The following is a 17,874-nucleotide window of genomic DNA, read 5'->3' as shown; positions in this document are numbered from 1 at the left end:
ATGAACAGCCACGTGCCGACCGTTTGCTTCATCCTTGCCGTGCGCTGTCCGCCGCCGGCCGTCCCGACGACGGTGGACCGGCACCGTCAGGACAGGTCGCGTAGCGCGTCCTCGATGGCCCGGTGGAAGGTCGGATAGGCGTAGATCATGTGCCGGAGCTGGCTCAGTGGCACCGCCGCGTGCACCGCCACCACCAGCGCGGAGAGCACCTCGCCGCCGGCCGGGCCGACCGACGTCGCGCCGATCAGCACACCCTGGTCGGCGTCCGCGATCAGCTTGATGAACCCCTCGTCGCCGACCCGGTGGATCCAGCCCCGGGTCGAGCTGCCGAGCTTGGTGAAACCGACCTGCACGTTGATGCCGCGCTCCCGGGCCTGCCCCTCGGTCAGCCCGACCGCGCCGACCTCCGGGTCGGTGAAGGTCACCCGGGGCAGCGCGCGGTAGTCGGCGCGCGGGACGCTGCCGGCCGATCCGCTCGACCCGCTGGCACCCAACGAGCTGGCCGCGCCCATCGCGCCGCCGACCACGCTCGCGGTCCCGCTGGCGTCCGGCCCCGCCTTCGCCTGCCGGGCGTTGGCGAGCACGTCGGCGATCACGATGCCCGCCTGGTACATGGCGATGTGGGTGAAGGCGCCTTCGCCGGTCACGTCACCGACCGCCCAGATGCCATCGGAGACGCGCAACCGGTCGTCCACCGGCAGGTAGCGCTGGGCGGCGTCCAGGCCCACCGTGTCGAGCCCCAACTCGTCGAGGTGGGCCCGCCGCCCGGTCACCACCAGCAGCCGGTCGGCGGTGAACTCCGCCCCACCGGCGCCGTGCAGGGTGAACCGGCTGCCGTCGTGCTCGACCCGCTCGGCGCGTACCCCGGTGTGGATCTCCACGCCGTCGGCGCGCAGCGCCGCGGCGGCCACCTCGGACGCCTCCGGCTCTTCGAGGGCCAGCACCCGGTCCAGCGCCTCCACCACGGTGATCCGGACCCCGAACCGGGCGAAGACCTGGGCCAGCTCCAACCCGATCGCGCCGCCGCCGAGCACCAGCAGCGACTCCGGCAGCTGCTCGACCTCGATCGCCTGGTGGTTGGTCCAGTACGGAGTGTCGGCCAGCCCGGCGATCGGCGGCACCGAGGGGCGGGTGCCGGTGCCCAGGACGATTCCGTGTCGGGCCTGGAACACCTGGTCGCCGACCCGGACCCGACCCGGCCCGTCGAGCCGGCCGCTGCCCCGGACGAACCGGCCGCCCCGATCGGTGAACCGGCGCACCGCGACCGTGTCGTCCCAGGTGTCGGTGGCCTCCTCGCGGATCCGCTTCGCGACCGGCGCCCAGTCCGGCTGGACCTGTGCCGTCCCGGCCAGCCCGTCGACCCGGCGCGCCTCGGCGAGCGCGTTGGCCGCCCTGATCATCATCTTGCTCGGGATGCAGCCCCAGTACGGGCACTCCCCGCCGACCAGGTCCCGCTCGATGCCGACGACATTCAGGCCGGCCTCGGCGAGCCGCCCGGCCACCTCCTCGCCGCCAACGCCGAGCCCGACCACGACCACATCCACCAGCTCCGGCTCCGCCACCTGGACAGCATCCCCCAGCGGCCCCGCACCGACCACCGGGGTCCGGGGAAAAGTCGACGCGCTCCCGGACCGTTCCACCTACGGTGACCGGATGCACGCACGCTTCGCCCCGGTCCGGGACTGCTTCCACGACCTGCTCGCCAGCGGCCGGGAGACCGGTGCCAGCCTGACCATCTGGTACGACGGACACCCGGTGGTCGACCTGATCGGCGGCTCCCGCACCAACGCCGGATCCGGCGCACCGACCAGCGACGACGCGTGGCGGCCGGACACGCTGGTCAACGTCTACTCGGTCGGCAAGCCGGTGGCGGCACTCTGCCTGCTCATGCTGGTGGACCGGGGTCGGGTCGACCTCGACGCGCCGGTCACCCGGTACTGGCCGGAGTTCCAGACCCCGGCCACCGTGCGTCAGGTGTTGTCGCACACCGCCGGGCTGCCGGCCTTCCCGGTGCCCCGGCCGTCCACCGCGATCGCCGACTGGGCGCTGCTCACCGGTGACCTGGCCGCCGCCGATCCCGAGTGGGTGCCGGGTTCGGTGGCCGGGGAGCACGCCTGGACGTACGGGCATCTGGTGGGCGAGCTGGTCCGCCGGATGGACGGCCGGTCGGTGGGCCGGTTCCTGGCCGAGGAGATCGCCGGCCGGTGGCGGCTCGACCTCGGCTTCGGGCTGTCGGAGGCGGACCAACGGCGCTGCGCGGACCTGCGGTACGGCGACCCGCAGTGGCCCACCCGCGTACTCGGCGAGCCGGGCTCACTCCGGGCCCGGGCCATGGGCAACCCGGCCGGCGGGCAGGACCTGGCCGTGCTGAACAGTCCGCTCTGGCGGGGTGCCGAGGTGCCGGCGGTCAACCTGCACGCCACCGCGTCCGGCCTGGCCCGGCTCTACGCCGGCCTGCTGGCCGGTGGTGTCCTGGACGGCATCCGGCTGTTCAGCCAGGAGCTGGTGGCGGAGGCGACCCGGGTCCAGTACGACGGGCCGGATCTGTTGCTGGACCGTCAGACCCGGTGGACGCTGGGCATGCAGTGGGAGCCGGACGGCAGCTGGGGCATGGGCGGCCTCGGCGGCAGCAGCGCGTGGGCCGACCCAGAGCGGGGCTACACCTTCGCGTACGCGACCGGCCGGCTGGCCGAGCACGACCGGGTGGACGAGCTGGTCGAGGCGCTGCACTCGGTGCTCTGACCCGCCGCGGTGCTCGCGGTCACCGGGCCGCGGGGTGGAGCCTCGGTCCGGGGACGGTGACCGGGGTACCGGTCGAGGTGAGCAGGGCGCGGGCGGCCACCGCCATCCGTCGCCGCTGCGGCACCAGGGCCCGCCGGGCGAAGACGTCGTAGTCCTGCGCCGCCACCTCGTCCAGGATGCCGCCGTAGAGCGCGTACGCCGTGCGCATGCAGGCCTGCGAGGCTGGCGCGAGCATGGTGATGCCCGGCGCGGCGGCGGCGTAGTGCGCCTGCGCCCGGGTCACCTCGTACTCGATCAGCTCGCGGGTCCCGGGCGTACCACGCCCCCGGGCACGGGCCTTGGCCAGCTCGTCGCGGGTGACGCCGAACTTCGCCAGGTCCTCGTCCGGCAGGTAGGTGCGGCCCCGGTCGAGATCCTCGGCGACGTCCCGGATGAAGTTGGTGAGCTGGAAGGCGAAGCCGAGCTGCCGGGCGGGTTCCCGGGCCGCCGCCGGGTCGGAGCTGCCCAGGATCGGCAGCATCATGGTGCCGATGACCGCCGCCGAGCCCTCCATGTAGTCGAGCAGGTGCTCGTACGTCGGATAGGCCGTGACGGTCAGGTCCATCGCCATGCTCTTCAGAAACGACGCAAAGTCGTCCCGGTCGAGATCGAAGATGGCGATCGTGTGCAGCACGGCCGGCAGCAGCGGGTCGTCGACCGGCGCGCCGTGCAGACCGGCCATGAACCGGCTGGCCCAGTCGTCGAGCCGGGCGGCCCGCTCGGGCGGCGGCAGGGCCTCGGTGCGATCGACGATCTCGTCGGCGTACCGGGTGAACCCGTAGAGGGCGTGTACGTGTCGCCGTTTCCACGCGGGGAGCAGCCTGGTGGCGAGATAGTAGGTGCGGCCGTGACGTCTGTGTACCTCACGGCACCGGTCATAGGCAGCTGTGAGATCAGTGTCCACCGGGCCTCCTCGGTTATCGACGCACCAATCGACGCAACTCGTAGCCTAGGGTACGCTCGGCCGCATGGCCAACGACGCAGTTGCGGGGAACGCGATCCGCCTGGCGCCGACCCGGCCGGGCGACAGGGACGATCCGGTCCGCGCCGTGCTGGCCGCGTACACCCAGGAACTGACCACTGCGGTGAACGACACCCTGACCACCTTCCTCGCCGCCGAGGTCGACTCGCTCGCCGAGATCGACGCAGCGATGGGCGGCTTCGCGGCCGCCGCGCGGGAGGCCGTCCTGGCCGGCGGCAAGCGGATCCGGCCCACCTTCGCCTACTGGGGCTGGCGCGGGGCGGTCGGCGGCACCGAACCGCTGCCACCGGTGCTGCCCGCGTTGGCCGCGCTGGAGTTGCTGCACACCTTCGCGCTCGTGCACGACGACGTGATGGACGCCTCCACCACCCGCCGCGGCCGGCCCACCGTGCACGTCGCGGTGGCCGCGCAGCACGTCGCCGCCGGCCACCGGGGTGACCCCGACCGGTTCGGTGAGGCCGTCGCCATCCTCATCGGCGACCTCTGCCTGGTCTGGGCCGACCGGCTGCTGGCACAGGCCACCGTGCCGCCGACCCGGCTGTTCGAGGTCCGCCGCTGCTACGACCAGATGCGGGTGGAGACAGTCGCCGGGCAGTACCTCGACGTGCTCGGCGAGAACGACGCCGCCAACTGGTCGGTCGACCGGGCGCTGCGGGTGGCCCGCTACAAGACGGCGAGCTACACCGTCCAGCGACCGCTGCTCTTCGGCGCCTGCCTGGCCGGCGTTCCCGCCGACGCCCCGCTGATCGCCGCGTACACCCGCTACGGCCTGGCCGTCGGCGAGGCGTTCCAGCTCCGCGACGACCTGCTCGGCGTCTACGGCGATCCGGCCGCCACCGGCAAGCCGGCCGGTGACGACCTGCGCGCCGGCAAGCCGACCACGCTGCTCATGCTGGCCCGGCAGTTGGCCACGCCGGCCCAGCTCAGCGCGTTGGAGCGGGCCGGTGCGGGGCCGGTCGACCGACTCGCCGAACTGGTCGCCGACACCGGCGCCGTGGCCCGGGTGGAGCGGATGATCGCCGAACGGGTGGGCGACGCGCTGGCCGCGCTCGACGCCGCACCCGTGGACCGGACGGCGCGGACGGCGCTGACCGGTCTGGCCGTCGCCGCCACCGACCGGCGGGCCTGATGAGCAACTTTTTCGAGGAGGTGGTCACGTGCGGACGGTGACGGGACGGACTGACCGGGTGGTGGTCGTCGGCGCCGGGCTGGGTGGGCTGGCCTGCGCGCTGCACCTGGCCGGCAGCGGTCGGCAGGTGACCGTGCTGGAACGCGAGCCGGTGCCCGGCGGGCGGGCCGGCCGGCTCGCCGTGGACGGCTACGAGTTCGACACCGGCCCGACCGTGCTCACCATGCCCGACCTGATCGCCGAGGCGCTCGGCGCGGTCGGCGAGGAGTTGCGCGACTGGCTCGACCTGACGCCACTCGACCCGGCGTACCGGGCGTACTACCCGGACGGCTCGACCCTCGACGTGCTCACCGACGCCACCCGGATGGCGGCCGAGATCTCCCGGGTGTGCGGGCCGCGTGAGGCCGACGGCTACCTGCGCTTCGTCGACTACGCGCGGGAGCTGTGGCGGCTGGAGCGGACCGACTTCATCGAGCGCAACCTGGACGCGCCGACCGACCTGATCACCGGCAACCTGCTCAAGCTGCTCACCGGCGGAGCCTTCCGCCGCCTCCAGACGAAGATCAACCAGTTCTTTCGGGACCCGCGCACCCAGCGGATCTTCTCCTTCCAGGCGATGTACGCCGGGCTCGCCCCGCACGACGCGCTGGCGATCTACGCGGTCATCGCGTACCTCGACTCGGTGGCGGGGGTCTACTTCCCGCGCGGCGGCATCCACGCGGTCTCCCGGGCGATGGCCGGCGCCGCCGAGAAGCACGGCGTTCAGATCCGGTACGACACCACGGTGACCCGGGTGGAGACCGCGAACGGCCGGGCCACCGGCGTGCTGACCGCCGACGGCGAGCTGGTGCCAGCGGACGTGGTGGTGCTCAACCCCGACCTGCCGGTCGCCTACCGGGACCTGCTCCCGGCGGCTCCCAAACGCCGGCTCACCTACTCGCCGTCCTGCGTCGTCCTGCACGTCGGCTCCCGCCAGGGATATGCGAAGATCGCCCACCACAACATCCACTTCGGACGCGCGTGGAAGGGCACCTTCGATGAGGTCATCCGCCGGGGTGAGCTGATGACCGACCCGTCGCTGCTGGTGACCAACCCGAGCCGGACCGACCCGTCGGTCGCCCCGCCGGGCCGGCACACCTACTACGTGCTCGCGCCGGTGCCCAACCTCGACCGGGCGCCGTTCGAGTGGCGCGGCGACCTGACCCGCCGCTACGGCGACCAGCTGATCGGCACCCTGGAGGAGCGCGGCTACGTCGGCTTCGGCGCCGGCGTGGAGGTGCTGCAGGCCATCACGCCGGCCGAGTGGGCGGAGCAGGGGATGGCTGCCGGCACCCCGTTCGCCGCCGCGCACACCCTCTTCCAGACCGGCCCGTTCCGCCCGTCGAACCTGCACCGCGACCTGTCGAACGTGGTCTTCGTCGGCTCCGGCACCCAGCCCGGGGTCGGCGTGCCGATGGTGCTGATATCCGGCAAGCTGGCCGCCGGCCGGATCACCGGGGAGGGTCGGTGAGCAGCCGCGAGGAGCACCTCGTCGAGCTGGTCGACGACGCCGGCCGAGCCCGCGGCCAGACCACCGTCGCGGCCGCCCACCAACCGCCGGGGCGGCTGCACCGGGCCTTCTCGGTGCTGCTCGTGGACCCGGACGGCCAGGTGCTGCTCCAGCGGCGGGCCGCGGTCAAGACCCGGTTCCCGCTGCGCTGGGCCAACTCCTGCTGCGGCCACCCCCGGCCGGGCGAACCGCTCGCCGACGCGGCCAACCAGCGGCTACGCGAGGAGTTGGGCACTGGCCCGGTCGAGCTGACCGAGGTGGGCGTCTACGTCTACTACGCCGAGGACCCGGCCACCGGACGGGTCGAGTTCGAGTACGACCATGTGCTGAAGGGCGAGTTCCGCCCCGGAGCCCCGCTGCTGCCCGACCCGGACGAGGTGGCCGAGCTGCGCTGGGCCGAGCCCGCCGCACTGGAGGCCGACCTCGACCTGGACCCCCGGTCGTACGCACCCTGGCTGGGCGGGGTGGTGAACCGGCTGCTGCGCCCCTCGGGGCCGACGTCCGACGCACCCGGCCAGGCCGTGACCCCGTCCGGATCGTCGGCGGATGATGCGGCGGAGCGGTCAGGTGGCCGATGAGCCGCTGAGCGCGGGCGCCGTGGCGCGCAGGCTGGGGGTCGCGGTCACCACCCTGCGCACCTGGCACCAGCGCTACGGACTCGGGCCCAGCGAACACGTCCCAGGCCACCATCGCCGGTACACGCCGGCCGACCTGGCGCGCCTCGAGATCATGCGACGGCTCACCGCCGACGGCGTGAGCCCCGCCGACGCGGCCCGCTGGGCCCGCCAGGCACCGGATTCGACACCCGCCGATGTCGTCATCCGCAGTCGCATCCGCACGCCCGGCCGGGACGGCGGCGGCGGAACCATCCCGGTGGGCCGCGCCGGCCCCGCCGCCCGCGGGCTGGCCCGGGCCGCCATGCGGCTGGACGGTGCGGCGATCAGCGAGACGATCGCGCACGCTCTGGCCGCCAGCGGGGTCGTCGCCACCTGGGACGGCCTGCTACGCCCGGTGCTCGTCGGCATCGGCGACCGGCACGCCGCCACCGGCGCCCTGATCGAGGTGGAACACCTGATCTCCCGCTGCGTGTCGGAGGCGTTCGCGGCGGCCAGCCGGGCCACCGTGCCCACCGGGCCGGCCCGGATCCTGCTCTCCTGCGCCGACGAGGAGCAGCACAGCCTGCCACTGGAGGCGATGGCCGCCGCGCTCGCCGAGACCGGGGTCAGCTACCGGATGCTCGGCGCCCGGGTGCCGGTGGCCGCCCTCGTCGAGGCGGTCAACCGAACCGGGCCGGCCGCCGTGGTGCTCTGGTCACATACCCGGGCCACCGCCGACCCCGCCCAGCTCAGCGCGCTGCTCGCCGCGCCACGCCGCCCGCTGCTGGTACTCGCTGCCGGCCCCGGCTGGCGGGCCGACACGCTGCCCGCCGGGGTGGTGCGGCCGGTCGGCCTGGCCGAGGCGGTCTCGCTCGCCGTCGCGGTCCGTGACTCACTGGACCAGTCGAAGGGGGGCCTCACGGGACTGTCGGCTCTCGGCGACGTCCGTTAGCGTCGGGGAGTCCGCCTACCCCGACCCCCCCGGGAGCGACAGATGCAAGCCCGCGCCGCCCTGGCGTCCGTCCTCGCCATGGTGCTGGCCCTGTCCGGCTGCGCCCAACCGGACGGCACCATCGCACCCGCCGGCGCGCCGCAGCCGGCGGAGTCGACCACGCCGCCGAAACCCACCACGTCGCCGCGCCCGACCCGCACCAAGCCCCCGAAGCCTCCGCTGCGGCCGCTGCCGGCCAAGCTCCCGGACGGCCTGCGCCGCAACACCGGCGTCGGCCCGGTGGCGCTGACCTTCGACGACGGGCCCAGTCCGGCCTGGACGCCCAAGGTGCTCGACCAACTGCGGGCGGCCCGGGTGACCGCCACCTTCTGCATGGTTGGCCATGAGGTGCAACGCCACCCGGAGCTGGTGCGGCGGATCGTCCGGGAGGGGCACCAGCTCTGCAACCACAGCTGGCGGCACGATCTCGACCTCGCCCGGCGGCCGATCGCCGAGATCCGCGCCGACCTGACCCGGACCAACAAGGCCATCCAGGCGGCGACCCCGGGCGCGCCGGTGCCCTTCTACCGGCAACCGGGCGGTCGCTGGACGAAGGAAGTACTCGCGGTGGCGAAGGAACTTGGCATGCGTCCGCTGCACTGGAACGTCGACCCGCAGGACTGGGGCAAGCCGACCGCCGCCACGATCGCTCACCGGATCCACTCCGCCGCCCGGCCCGGGGCCATCGTTCTGCTGCACGACGGCGGCGGCGACCGGGCCGCGACGCTTGCCGCCTGCCCGCGTTTGATCGCCGACCTGAAGCGCCGCTACGGCATCGCCCGACTCCGCTAGACCGGGCCTGACCTGCGGTTATGCGCTGATCCAAGGCTTCGGCCATACCGGTTTTGTCGACCGACCGAGCATCACGTATGCTTTCCAAGCCTCCGGCGGGGCCGGATGGGAGCAAGTCCGCTAGAAGTTGCGAATGTGCAATGATGGCGGGGCCGCCCTCATCGTCTAGCGGCCCAGGACGCCGCCCTTTCAAGGCGGTAGCACGGGTTCGAATCCCGTTGGGGGCACGACCGGCGCAAGCCGGAGCAACACAAGCTAGGTCCTGTGGAGCAGTTGGAGTGCTCGCCGCCCTGTCAAGGCGGAGGTCGCGGGTTCAAGTCCCGTCAGGACCGCAGCGCCGACGCCGCGCCCAGCGCGGCGTTCTGCGTATCGGAGCGTGTGACCCTGCCAGCGGTTCATCCGGTTGGCGGGTAGCATGAGCCGAGCGACACGGCCAGGTAGCTCAGTTGGTACGAGCGTCCGACTGAAAATCGGAAGGTCGGCGGTTCGACCCCGCCCCTGGCCACATAGCCTTTCGCCGGGCTACAGAGGTCCCCACCAGCGGAAACGCCGGTGGGGATCTTGCTTTCGGCGCCCCGGCCGCATCGGTCGCCGTTGCCCGTGGCTGCCCGCTCTTGGCTCGCGATCACCGCCACTTATCGCACGCAGATCGCACGCCGCCCCGCTTCTGCTGCCATCCCGTACGCCGCTGCCGGCTTCGGGGACTCGGCCTCGTTGTCGATCAAACGTAGACTTGCAGGCATGAAGCGCCCGCGTCTCCGGATGACGCAGCTCGCAGGGCTTCTGCTCCTGCTTGCGTCGGGTGTCGGGTTGTGGCTGGGCTGGCCCGAACAGGTCACGTCGCCACTTCTCCTCGCCGGGGGACTGGTGGCTCATGGTCCGACTGCCATTGCTGCGTGGCGGGAGAGGGAGTCCAAGCCGCCGAAGTCTGCGGAAGAGGTCCTGAGGTGGTACCCGAAGTGGTGGGCCTGACCGCCTCCCGCTTCTGCTGCCATCCCCGTCACCCCTGGCTAAGCAGGGGTCTAACGAGGTGGGGCGGGCGGGACTCGAACCCGCGACCGAGGGATTATGAGATCAAGATGGGCGACCCGGCGAGCTGCCCGGATGGCCTTCTAGCAGCGGAGATACCTCTCGGCATCTCTCACCACTCCCCGCTGTCCGTCGACCTCTTGCGGACTAGATGCGGACTGCGCCGCCTGGACTCACCCCCCTGCCACTCATAGGCTCGCCTGGTGGTGTCGATGGTTGAGACGGCGGGGCTTGTGTTCGTCATCGCGATGACGCTCACCCTCCTGGTGCTCATGGTGATCAGTCTGTTCAGGCCACGAGACTCCCGGTCCGACGACGGGCCGCTTGACCACATGCATCACCCTCCGCCGGATGGGGGCGCGGATGGCGGTGGAGACTAGTTTCGAGCTGCCCGCGCGGAACTCAGACCGTCAGTTTGGAAGAGCGCGCTCAACCGGCCGTGTTGCCCGAAACGCCTGCACCCGGCGGCGGAGCTCGTTGCCTCTCGTGCCCGTCCATGACCGCGGGGTGCCACGGTTACTGGCCCGTGAATGGCCCGTGTCGGTGTGACCCAAAGTCGGTACGCTCCCTCGATGGCGATCTCTCCCTACCTCCGGGATCTGCGTACGAAAGCCGGGCAACAGCTGTTGATGCTGCCCTCGGTCAGTGGCTTGGTCTTCAACGAAGACGACATCCTCCTTGTGCGACGCGCCGACAACGGATGCTGGTCACTTCCAGCAGGAGCGGTCGAGCCAGGCGAGCAGCCGGCAGACGCTGTCATCCGCGAGGTCGAGGAAGAGACCGGCGTGCAGGTCGTTGTCCAAAGCATCGCGGGCGTCGCGCTCTACCCTCGCATCTACCCCAACGGCGATACCTGCCAGTACATGAACGTCTGGTTCCGCTGTCGTCCAGCCGGCGGCCACGCGCGGGTCAACGACGACGAGGCGCTGGCCGTGCGATGGTTTTCGGTCAGGGCGCTGCCAGAGATGGAACCGACCGCAAAGCTCCGGATCGATACCACCCTCGCCAACCCTGAGGGCGCCTGGTTCGCTCGTCCAGGGGAGCAGCACGACGCGCTGACCATGTCCGGCAGCTCATGAAGCCTTTGGCCCGGACGCTGGTGCGCGACATGGATAAGTGGTGTCTGTCGTCGCCTTGTGCCGTATAACGCTCCAGGGCTTGGCGGATCTCCTCGTCGGGCAGTCGTAGACCGTCCAGCCTCCCCGGACGGGGACAAGGTGGAGCGCCCTACCGGACGAACGACCTTGGCCCCGTCCGGGGAGGCTGGTAGCCCTTGTGGTGCCCGGCGAGGTGATCCGCTCCCGGCTGATCTCTGAGGAGGGTCGGGGTTCGGGGCGGAGCCCCGAGGTCTTCAGATCGTGTCGTCCGTCAGCGTGGCCGGCCGGCCCGGCCGATGCCGGCCGGAGGTCGCCAGCAGGCCGGGGCCGGGCCGGCGCGGCCCGCTTGCGGGCCGCCTTGATCTGATAGAGCGGAATTCGGCAGTGCGCGCCGTGCCAGCGATGGCTGAACTTGATGTGTCCTCCGTCGACTGATGTGCGACACGTGTCCGCCAACTGATCTGCGACACCTCAGCACGCTGATCGCGGCATGTGCGGGCGTTACCGCGCAGTGGCCGATGGCGGGAGGTGCGAGTGTGACCCTGAGGGCGCGCAGCTGCGTCTCCCGCCGGGTGGATACCAGCATGTCTGACGTGCTGGTATCAGGGGCCACCGAGCAGTTGTTGGCGAGCCGCAGCGAACTCCTCGTCGGTCAACTCGCCGCGTTGATGCTGCCCGACCAGCACCGACAGTTGGGAAATCTGGCCGATGATCGGACGGGCTGCCCCAGCGACCGGCGCTGGCGCCGAGTCGCCCAGGTAATGAGTTGCTGGCGCCGAGTCGGCCAGGTAATGAGTTGCTGGCGGCGGTGCCAGCTGTCTGACCGGACGGAAGAAGCGGTTGGCTGAGGGTCGCGCGAGCAGCACGACGACGACGATCAGGGCGAGCATCGCGAAGAGGGCAAAGCCGGCGCTGAGGTACTGATAGGCCGGCGGGTACGCGGCCGGCAACCGCTGGACGAACGTGTTAGTTCCGGAGGCGTCACGGGTGAACGCGGACACGTAGAAGATTCCGCTGAAAGCGGGCGTACCAGCTTGACCCAGACCGCAGAAGCTGCACATCAGGGACAGACCGATCGCGATCCAGGCGATGATGCGGCCCGCGAAGTGCCCCGCACGCACTGAGGCCGCGATACCCAGTAGGACCAGTGCTGCCACGGCGGTGATCAACGCCGCGACGTAGGGCAATGCCGAGGCCAGTGGTTTGATAACGTCAAAGGCGCGTGGGTCGACCTCGGAGGTGTTCAGTGCCTCCCGCACACGGTCCGGGTACGCAGCTGCCCCAACGGCGACCGCCATCGCGTCTGCGAGATACCCGACGGCCACGACGGTCATCAGAGTCACTGCAATCGTTACTGACCGCGGCCGTCCACCGACCTTCGCCCGATCCACCATCGGCACTCCCTTCTCAACGGTTGCCGGTGACGCTAGCAGCGGCCGTCGATGGGACGCGATCGGCGCCTCGACACACTCTCGGCATAGAAAGACGTTCTGCGTGTCGATGCAGGACGTAGGAACGTCCCCCTGATGCGCTTGTCGGGCTTGGTGTCCCATCGCAGGAGGAGGACGTTCATGGGTAACGGTAGCGGTGTGTCCCGGGGTGATCGCAACCGCAACGCGCGGCTTGCTCGGCTGCGGGCGTTGGTGCCGGTGACCAACGCGATCGTGGGGATCGACTTGGCCGACGCGAAGCAGATGGTCGTCGTCACCGATCACGACTCGAAAGTGTTGGCCCGTAAGACATTCCGCTGCCGGGCCTGGAATCTGGGTGCAGCGTTGGACTGGGCCGCCGAGCGGGCCGCGGCGAGGGGGTGGGCGGGGGTGACGGTGGCGTGCGAGCCGACCGGGCACCGCTGGCGGGTCCTCGGCCAGCTCGCTGCGGACCGGGCAATGCCGTTCGTGTGTGTGCAGCCGATGCTGACGTCGTGGGCGCGGCGCACTGAGGACCTGACCTCGGACAAGACCGATGAGAAGGATGCGGTGCTCATCGCTCGGCTGACCGCGCAGCTGCGCTGCTACGTACCCGAGCCGATCGATGAGACCTGGGGCCGGCTGCGGCATCTGGGCGCCCGCCGCGAACAGCTCATCATCGAAATGGTCAGCCAGGTCCAGCAGATCCGCGCGCTGCTCGAGTGTGTCTGGCCCGCCGCGCTCGATGCCGCCAAGCAGCCGTTTCGGTCCCGCACCTGGGCTGCAGCGATGACGGTGATCTGCCAGCGTGACGGCGGCGACCTCGCCCGCACCCGACGCCTCGGTGCGGCCCGGTTCGAGCAGGCCGTGCGCCGTGAGATCACCCGCCGCGGCGGGTGCAAACCCTCGCTGCGCATCCTGCGGCACCTGTTCACCGCGTTGGCCGACCCCACCGGGGTGACCGCCCACCGGCCCGGTGCGCTGGAGCGGGTCGCGTTCCTGCTGCAGGACTGGCACACCGCCACCGACAAGCTCGCCGACACCGAGACCCGGATGACCCGCGTCCTCGACGAGCTCAAGCTGACCGAACTGGCCACCTCCATCCCCGGCCTATCCGCGGTTGGCGCGGCGGCGATCCTCGCCGAGACCGGTGACCCGAACCGGTTCGCTTCCGCCCGTGCCCTGGTCAAGCACGCCGGCCTCGCACCGCGGGAGAAACTGTCCGGGACGTTCGTTGGTCGCACCAAACTCACCGGCCAGGGCCGACCCGCGCTGCGTCTGGCCGCCTGGCGGGCGGTCTGGGGCGCCCAGCGCAGCAACGCCGTCTATGCCGCCCGCTACCAGCATTTGACCACCCGGGAGACCAACAAGCTCACCGCGACCCAAGCCCAGACCGTCATCGCCGCGGCGATCCTGCGCCAGTTGCACGCCGTCATCACCGCCGGAAGAGCATGGAACGCCGACATCGCCACCTACGGCAACCACCACCGCAGGCAGGTGGCTCTAGCCGCCTGATTCATCGTCGCGGCGTTCAAGCTGACGGCCGGGGGCGAGCCCTACGCGGCATTGAGACACGCACTGTGATCTCGCCTGTCATCACGGGCAGCCCCGGCCCGTCGTCTCATCAACCCGATTACACGTTGCTGGGGACCAACCCCATCACCGCTATGCAGGGACAGACGACGGCCGAGGCACCGACCAAAAGCTTGACACAAAACGACTTACGCTGATGACAGGACGTTTCGTCGCAGCGCCACCGTGGTGCTGGCCGACATCACCGATGCGGAAACCCCGCAGCGGCTCGTCGACGCCGCGCTGTCGACGTACGGGCGGCTGGATGTACTGGTCAACAACGTTGGCGCCGGCAGCGTCCGGTCAGGATTCCTCGACGTCGACGACGCCGAGTGGGCGCGCGTGTTCGACGTGACGTTCTTCAGCGCCGTACGCACGAGCAGAGCGGCCCTGCCCGCCCTGGTGGACAACGGCGGAACGATCGTCAACATCAGCAGCATCAATGCACGGCTGCCGTTCCCGATGGTGGTCGACTACTCCGCAGCCAAGGCGGCGATGTCCAACCTGACAAAGACCCTGTCGGAGGAGTTCGCGCCGCGCGGTGTGCGAGTCAACGCCGTCTCGCCCGGCCCGGTGCGGACCCCGTTCTGGACCGGGCCTGACGGTTTCGCGCACGCCGTTGCCGCCGGCGCGGGTGTCACCGCCCAGCAGGCGCTCGACGAGGTCGTGCCGCAGAGCATGGCGATCAGCACCGGCCGGATCACCGAGGCAAGCGAGGTCGCCCACCTGGTGCTGTCCCTTGCCTCCGCCCACTCCGCCAACACCACCGGCGCCGAGTTCGTCCTCGACGGCGGCCAGGTCAAGACGCTCTGAGCACACCTGTCCCTCGGCACGTGGACATCCCGGCCAGGCAGCGGACGACAGGAGCAGCCGCCCATCACAACATGATGGGCGGCTGCTCTCTTCAGCTCGCACTGTCACCTGTGGCTCGGCTCCGCCGCCGTCACTGGTCCCGACGCCCCTGCTGGCGGTGCTGCGCCACGCCTCCCTGGATCGCCTCCCACACGCTGCGCCCGGCCTGCCGGAGGGTCTCCCCCGCCTGCTCGGCGAGCTGAGCCGCGCTCTGGGCTGCGGCGTGGGCCCCACCTGACACGCCACCGCCGTCCTGGCCGCCGTCAGGCTGACGCTGACTCTCGGGTCCCTGCGCCTCCGGCCGCCGACCTTCCGTAGCGGCGGGCTTCGGTCGTTCCTGCTCGCCGGCCCCCGGGCCACCGGCCCCCTGGCCGGGACCACCAACATCCGGCCCACCAACACCCGGGCCAGGACCACCGACACGCGGCCCAGGACCGCCAGCACCGGGCCCGGGGCCACCAGCACCCGGCCGGAGCCGATCGGCGACCGGGCTGGCCGTGCCCACCCGCCGGCCCAGTTCGCCGGGTACGCCGCCGGGGCGCTGCGCCGAGCCGGTGGCCTCCACGGCTCCCGCGGCCAACTTTTGGGCGCTGCGGTTGACGTCGTTGATCGCGATGCCGGCCGTCCGGCCAAGGGTCTCGATGATCTGCGGGTTGCTGTCGATCGTGTCCAGCGCCCGGCCCAGGATGGTCGCCAGTTGCTCCAGCCGCACCCGCAGCTGCGCCTCGGCCTGCACGCCGTTGATGTCCAGCTCGACGCTGTGCAGATGCACCCGTACGCCGGCGTCGATCTCCAGCAGGTTGGCCAGTCGAGCCCGCAGCGAGAGGTCGGCGTCCAGCCCGTCCACCGCCAGCCTGATCGACTCGACGGCGACCCTCGGAATGTCGAGCAGGATGTCCGGATCCCCACCGTCGTCGACCCGGCCCGGCCGGTCGAGGTCCTGGTCCGGCTCCCGCTGCTGCGCGCTCTCGCTCATGCTCTCCCGCTCCGCCGTACACCCGCCTGGTCGTCCGGGTTGTCCGGCGCGGTTACCCGCTTTCCGGCGGGGCATCCCGTCCGTGACGGTCCGACAACCCACTGTCCGGAACCGGGCACCCATCGAAGCTGCGCACCGGGGCATCAGCCGGTATGGTCCGGGCCTATGGGACAGGGGATGACTGATCCGGCCGACATCCGGCAGGACCTGGAACGGTTCTCCTTACGGTGCAGCCTCCTCGTCCCGGGCGCCGCCGAGCACGCGTTCGCGGTTTTCACCGACGATCTGACTGACTGGTGGGTCACCGAGTACACCTGGTCCGGCCCCGAGGCCCTCGCCGAGCTGGGCATGGAGCCGCGGGCCGGCGGGATGCTCTACGAGATCGGCCCGTACGGCTTCCGCGCCGACTGGGGCCGGGTGCTCACCTGGGACCCTCCGCGGCGGCTGGTCTTCGCCTGGCAGCTCGGTCCCGACCGGGTGCCGGTGCCGGACCCGGCCCGGGCCAGCGAGGTCGAGGTGCTGTTCCTTCCCGACGGCCCCGAGCGCACCCGCGTCGAGCTGGAGCACCGGCACTTCGACCGGCACGGTGAGGCGGCCGAGGGGTACCGCAAGGCGCTCACCGCCGGCTGGCACGACCTGCTCACCCGCTACCTCGCCACGGTCTCGCGCCGCCGCCCCATCCCGTGACCGACGCCGCCACCGGCGGCCCGTGACCGACGCCGCCACCGGCGGCCCGTGACCGACGCCGCCACCGGCGGCCCGTGACCGACGCCGCCTCCGGCGGCCCCGCAGCGGTTGGCTCAGCGGTCGAGCTGTCGTTCCCTGGCTGCGCCGCCGCCGAGGTCCCGGCCGCCCAGGTCCGCGCGGCGGCCGGCCTCCGCCCCGGAGCCGAATCCGGTGCCGGCCAGCCGGCGCGGTGGTGCGGTGCGCAGCCGCGGGTACTGCTCGGCCAGCCGGCGCTGCACCCGGTCGGAGCGGTCGGCCAGCACCAGCGCCACCGACGGCGTACCCGGTTCGCTGGCCGCTGCGGTCTCGGCCGCCCAGAGCCGGCCCCCGATCACCTGCGCGAAGCCGGCGAGCCAGGACCGACGGAAGGCGGCCGGATGCTCGCCGGCCGGCACCGCCGTGCCGGCCAGGCCGTGCGCCGCCTGCACGAGCAGTGAGGTGAAGAGCAGATCGACCCGCTCCAGGTCACTGGCGAAGCCGAACAGGTGCAGCGCGAACTCGCTGCCCTGCCGGCGGCGTACACAGCGGCAGCGCAGTGGTTCGGCGACCGCGGCGAGCAGGCCGACCTTGTCGCGTACGGAGCGACGATGTCGACCACCCGATCGCCGACCGGGTCGGTGGCCGGGTCCCGGGCCGCGAGCAGCGCCCGATCCACGCCGTAACGGGCGATCAACTCGGTGGCCTTGGCGGTGAACGCGGCCGCCTCGGCGGGCGTGCAGGCCGGGTCCTCGGCCTGGGCCAGCAGCTTGCGCACCTTGCTGAGCATGGCCTCGGACATGCCCCCAGAGCTATCACATCCACCGGCCGGCGCGGGGCCGAGCCTGCACTGATCGGCCGGTGTCGTCGTCCTGACCGGTCTCACCATCCTATGCTGACGGTCGGGTCGACAAGCTGCGTGACGAGCACGAGGGTCGCGGGTAACGCGTCCTGAGCGACCCACCCGGGCGCGGCGGCCGCCCCCGACGGGCGCCCGGCATCATCAGCCGGACCGGCTGCGCAGGGTGGCGATCGTCGAGCCGGCGAGGGTGAGCAGGCAGTCGGGGAGCAGCCCGTCGGCCACCGCCGCACCGAAGAGCGCCTCCCCGGTCGGTACGTCCCGGTTGGCGTACGCGCTGACGAACCGGGCCACCCAGCGGGTGTCGTAGTCAGCCTGGTCGATCCCCGGGAAGTCGAGGGCACACCCGCTGCCCGACGGTGCGTCACCGACCATCGTCGCGGCCAGGCACCAGGCGACCCCGTACGCGCCGTTCAGGCCGGCACGGTCGACGACCGCGTCGAACGTCCCCACCACCGCGTCTCCATCCCCGGCCAGCGCCGAGCGGAGCACGGAAGCCGCGTCGTCGATCGTTTGCTGTGGTAGGTCCGTCACCCAGCGCACAGTAGGACGGCCGGT

Annotated in this window: 14 protein-coding genes, 3 tRNA genes and 2 pseudogenes; 13 read left to right on the top strand and 6 right to left on the bottom strand. The window is 71.7% G+C overall.

Annotated features, from left to right (window positions below; translation table 11 throughout):
• Window positions 1–86: 86 nt before the first annotated feature.
• On the bottom strand, window positions 87–1,562 hold the full coding sequence (locus OG470_RS08455; RefSeq protein WP_328422408.1) for a dihydrolipoyl dehydrogenase family protein: 1,476 nt from the start codon (window positions 1,560–1,562) through the stop codon (window positions 87–89).
• 91 nt (window positions 1,563–1,653) lie between these two features.
• Between OG470_RS08455 and OG470_RS08450 the strand changes: the two genes are divergently transcribed.
• Window positions 1,654–2,742: a serine hydrolase domain-containing protein gene (locus OG470_RS08450; RefSeq protein ID WP_328422406.1), complete on the top strand. Its 1,089-nt coding sequence runs from the start codon at window positions 1,654–1,656 to the stop codon at window positions 2,740–2,742.
• Window positions 2,743–2,761: 19 nt separating this feature from the next.
• Here the strand turns inward: OG470_RS08450 and OG470_RS08445 are convergent, their stop codons facing one another.
• Window positions 2,762–3,685 (bottom strand): phytoene/squalene synthase family protein, encoded by a 924-nt coding sequence (locus tag OG470_RS08445; RefSeq protein WP_328422404.1) that lies wholly within the window; start codon window positions 3,683–3,685, stop codon window positions 2,762–2,764.
• Window positions 3,686–3,749: 64 nt separating this feature from the next.
• Between OG470_RS08445 and OG470_RS08440 the strand changes: the two genes are divergently transcribed.
• The 9 genes from OG470_RS08440 (at window position 3,750) to OG470_RS08400 (ending at window position 10,928) form a co-directional block, all read left to right on the top strand.
• On the top strand, window positions 3,750–4,892 hold the full coding sequence (locus tag OG470_RS08440) for a polyprenyl synthetase family protein (RefSeq protein ID WP_328422402.1): 1,143 nt from the start codon (window positions 3,750–3,752) through the stop codon (window positions 4,890–4,892).
• Window positions 4,893–4,920: 28 nt separating this feature from the next.
• A complete protein-coding gene (gene crtI / locus OG470_RS08435) occupies window positions 4,921–6,402 on the top strand; it encodes a phytoene desaturase family protein (protein ID WP_328422400.1) in 1,482 nt (493 codons plus the stop codon).
• Window positions 6,399–7,019, top strand: a complete 621-nt coding sequence (gene idi, locus OG470_RS08430) for an isopentenyl-diphosphate Delta-isomerase (RefSeq protein ID WP_328422398.1) — start codon at window positions 6,399–6,401, stop codon at window positions 7,017–7,019. Before crtI ends, idi begins: the two co-directional genes overlap by 4 nt.
• Complete coding sequence (locus OG470_RS08425; protein ID WP_328422396.1) at window positions 7,009–7,989, top strand: MerR family transcriptional regulator; 981 nt, start codon at window positions 7,009–7,011, stop codon at window positions 7,987–7,989. The genes idi and OG470_RS08425 overlap by 11 nt, the downstream gene beginning before the upstream one ends.
• Before the next feature lie 42 nt (window positions 7,990–8,031).
• Window positions 8,032–8,820, top strand: coding sequence for a polysaccharide deacetylase family protein (locus OG470_RS08420; protein ID WP_328422394.1), 789 nt, complete (start codon window positions 8,032–8,034; stop codon window positions 8,818–8,820).
• 154 nt (window positions 8,821–8,974) lie between these two features.
• A tRNA-Glu gene (locus tag OG470_RS08415) sits at window positions 8,975–9,047 on the top strand.
• 31 nt (window positions 9,048–9,078) lie between these two features.
• A tRNA-Asp gene (locus tag OG470_RS08410) sits at window positions 9,079–9,152 on the top strand.
• 99 nt (window positions 9,153–9,251) lie between these two features.
• Window positions 9,252–9,325, top strand: a tRNA-Phe gene (locus tag OG470_RS08405).
• 1,096 nt (window positions 9,326–10,421) lie between these two features.
• On the top strand, window positions 10,422–10,928 hold the full coding sequence (locus OG470_RS08400; protein WP_328422392.1) for an NUDIX hydrolase: 507 nt from the start codon (window positions 10,422–10,424) through the stop codon (window positions 10,926–10,928).
• A gap of 620 nt (window positions 10,929–11,548) precedes the next feature.
• Here the strand turns inward: OG470_RS08400 and OG470_RS08395 are convergent.
• Window positions 11,549–12,280, bottom strand: a complete 732-nt coding sequence (locus OG470_RS08395; protein WP_328422390.1) for an SHOCT domain-containing protein — start codon at window positions 12,278–12,280, stop codon at window positions 11,549–11,551.
• Between the two features lie 237 nt (window positions 12,281–12,517).
• On the opposite strand from OG470_RS08395, the gene OG470_RS08390 reads away from it, so the two are divergent.
• A complete protein-coding gene (locus tag OG470_RS08390) occupies window positions 12,518–13,870 on the top strand; it encodes an IS110 family transposase (RefSeq protein WP_328422388.1) in 1,353 nt (450 codons plus the stop codon).
• Between the two features lie 240 nt (window positions 13,871–14,110).
• Window positions 14,111–14,740, top strand: a pseudogene (locus OG470_RS08385) (SDR family NAD(P)-dependent oxidoreductase); the annotation flags it as partial.
• Window positions 14,741–14,870: 130 nt separating this feature from the next.
• On the opposite strand, the gene OG470_RS08380 reads toward OG470_RS08385, so the two are convergent.
• Window positions 14,871–15,755: a hypothetical protein gene (locus tag OG470_RS08380; RefSeq protein WP_328422386.1), complete on the bottom strand. Its 885-nt coding sequence runs from the start codon at window positions 15,753–15,755 to the stop codon at window positions 14,871–14,873.
• A 165-nt stretch (window positions 15,756–15,920) separates the two neighbouring features.
• On the opposite strand from OG470_RS08380, the gene OG470_RS08375 reads away from it, so the two are divergent.
• Window positions 15,921–16,442 (top strand): SRPBCC family protein, encoded by a 522-nt coding sequence (locus tag OG470_RS08375; protein ID WP_328422384.1) that lies wholly within the window; start codon window positions 15,921–15,923, stop codon window positions 16,440–16,442.
• A gap of 113 nt (window positions 16,443–16,555) precedes the next feature.
• On the opposite strand, the pseudogene OG470_RS37180 reads toward OG470_RS08375, so the two are convergent.
• Both OG470_RS37180 and OG470_RS08355 read right to left on the bottom strand, forming a co-directional pair.
• Window positions 16,556–17,259: pseudogene (locus OG470_RS37180) on the bottom strand (DUF2786 domain-containing protein).
• A gap of 201 nt (window positions 17,260–17,460) precedes the next feature.
• Window positions 17,461–17,850, bottom strand: coding sequence for a hypothetical protein (locus OG470_RS08355; protein ID WP_328422382.1), 390 nt, complete (start codon window positions 17,848–17,850; stop codon window positions 17,461–17,463).
• Between the last annotated feature and the right edge of the window lie 24 nt (window positions 17,851–17,874).

Source organism: Micromonospora sp. NBC_00389 (genome assembly GCF_036059255.1).
Taxonomy (GTDB): domain Bacteria; phylum Actinomycetota; class Actinomycetes; order Mycobacteriales; family Micromonosporaceae; genus Micromonospora.
This window is presented reverse-complemented; position numbering and strand designations above follow the sequence as displayed.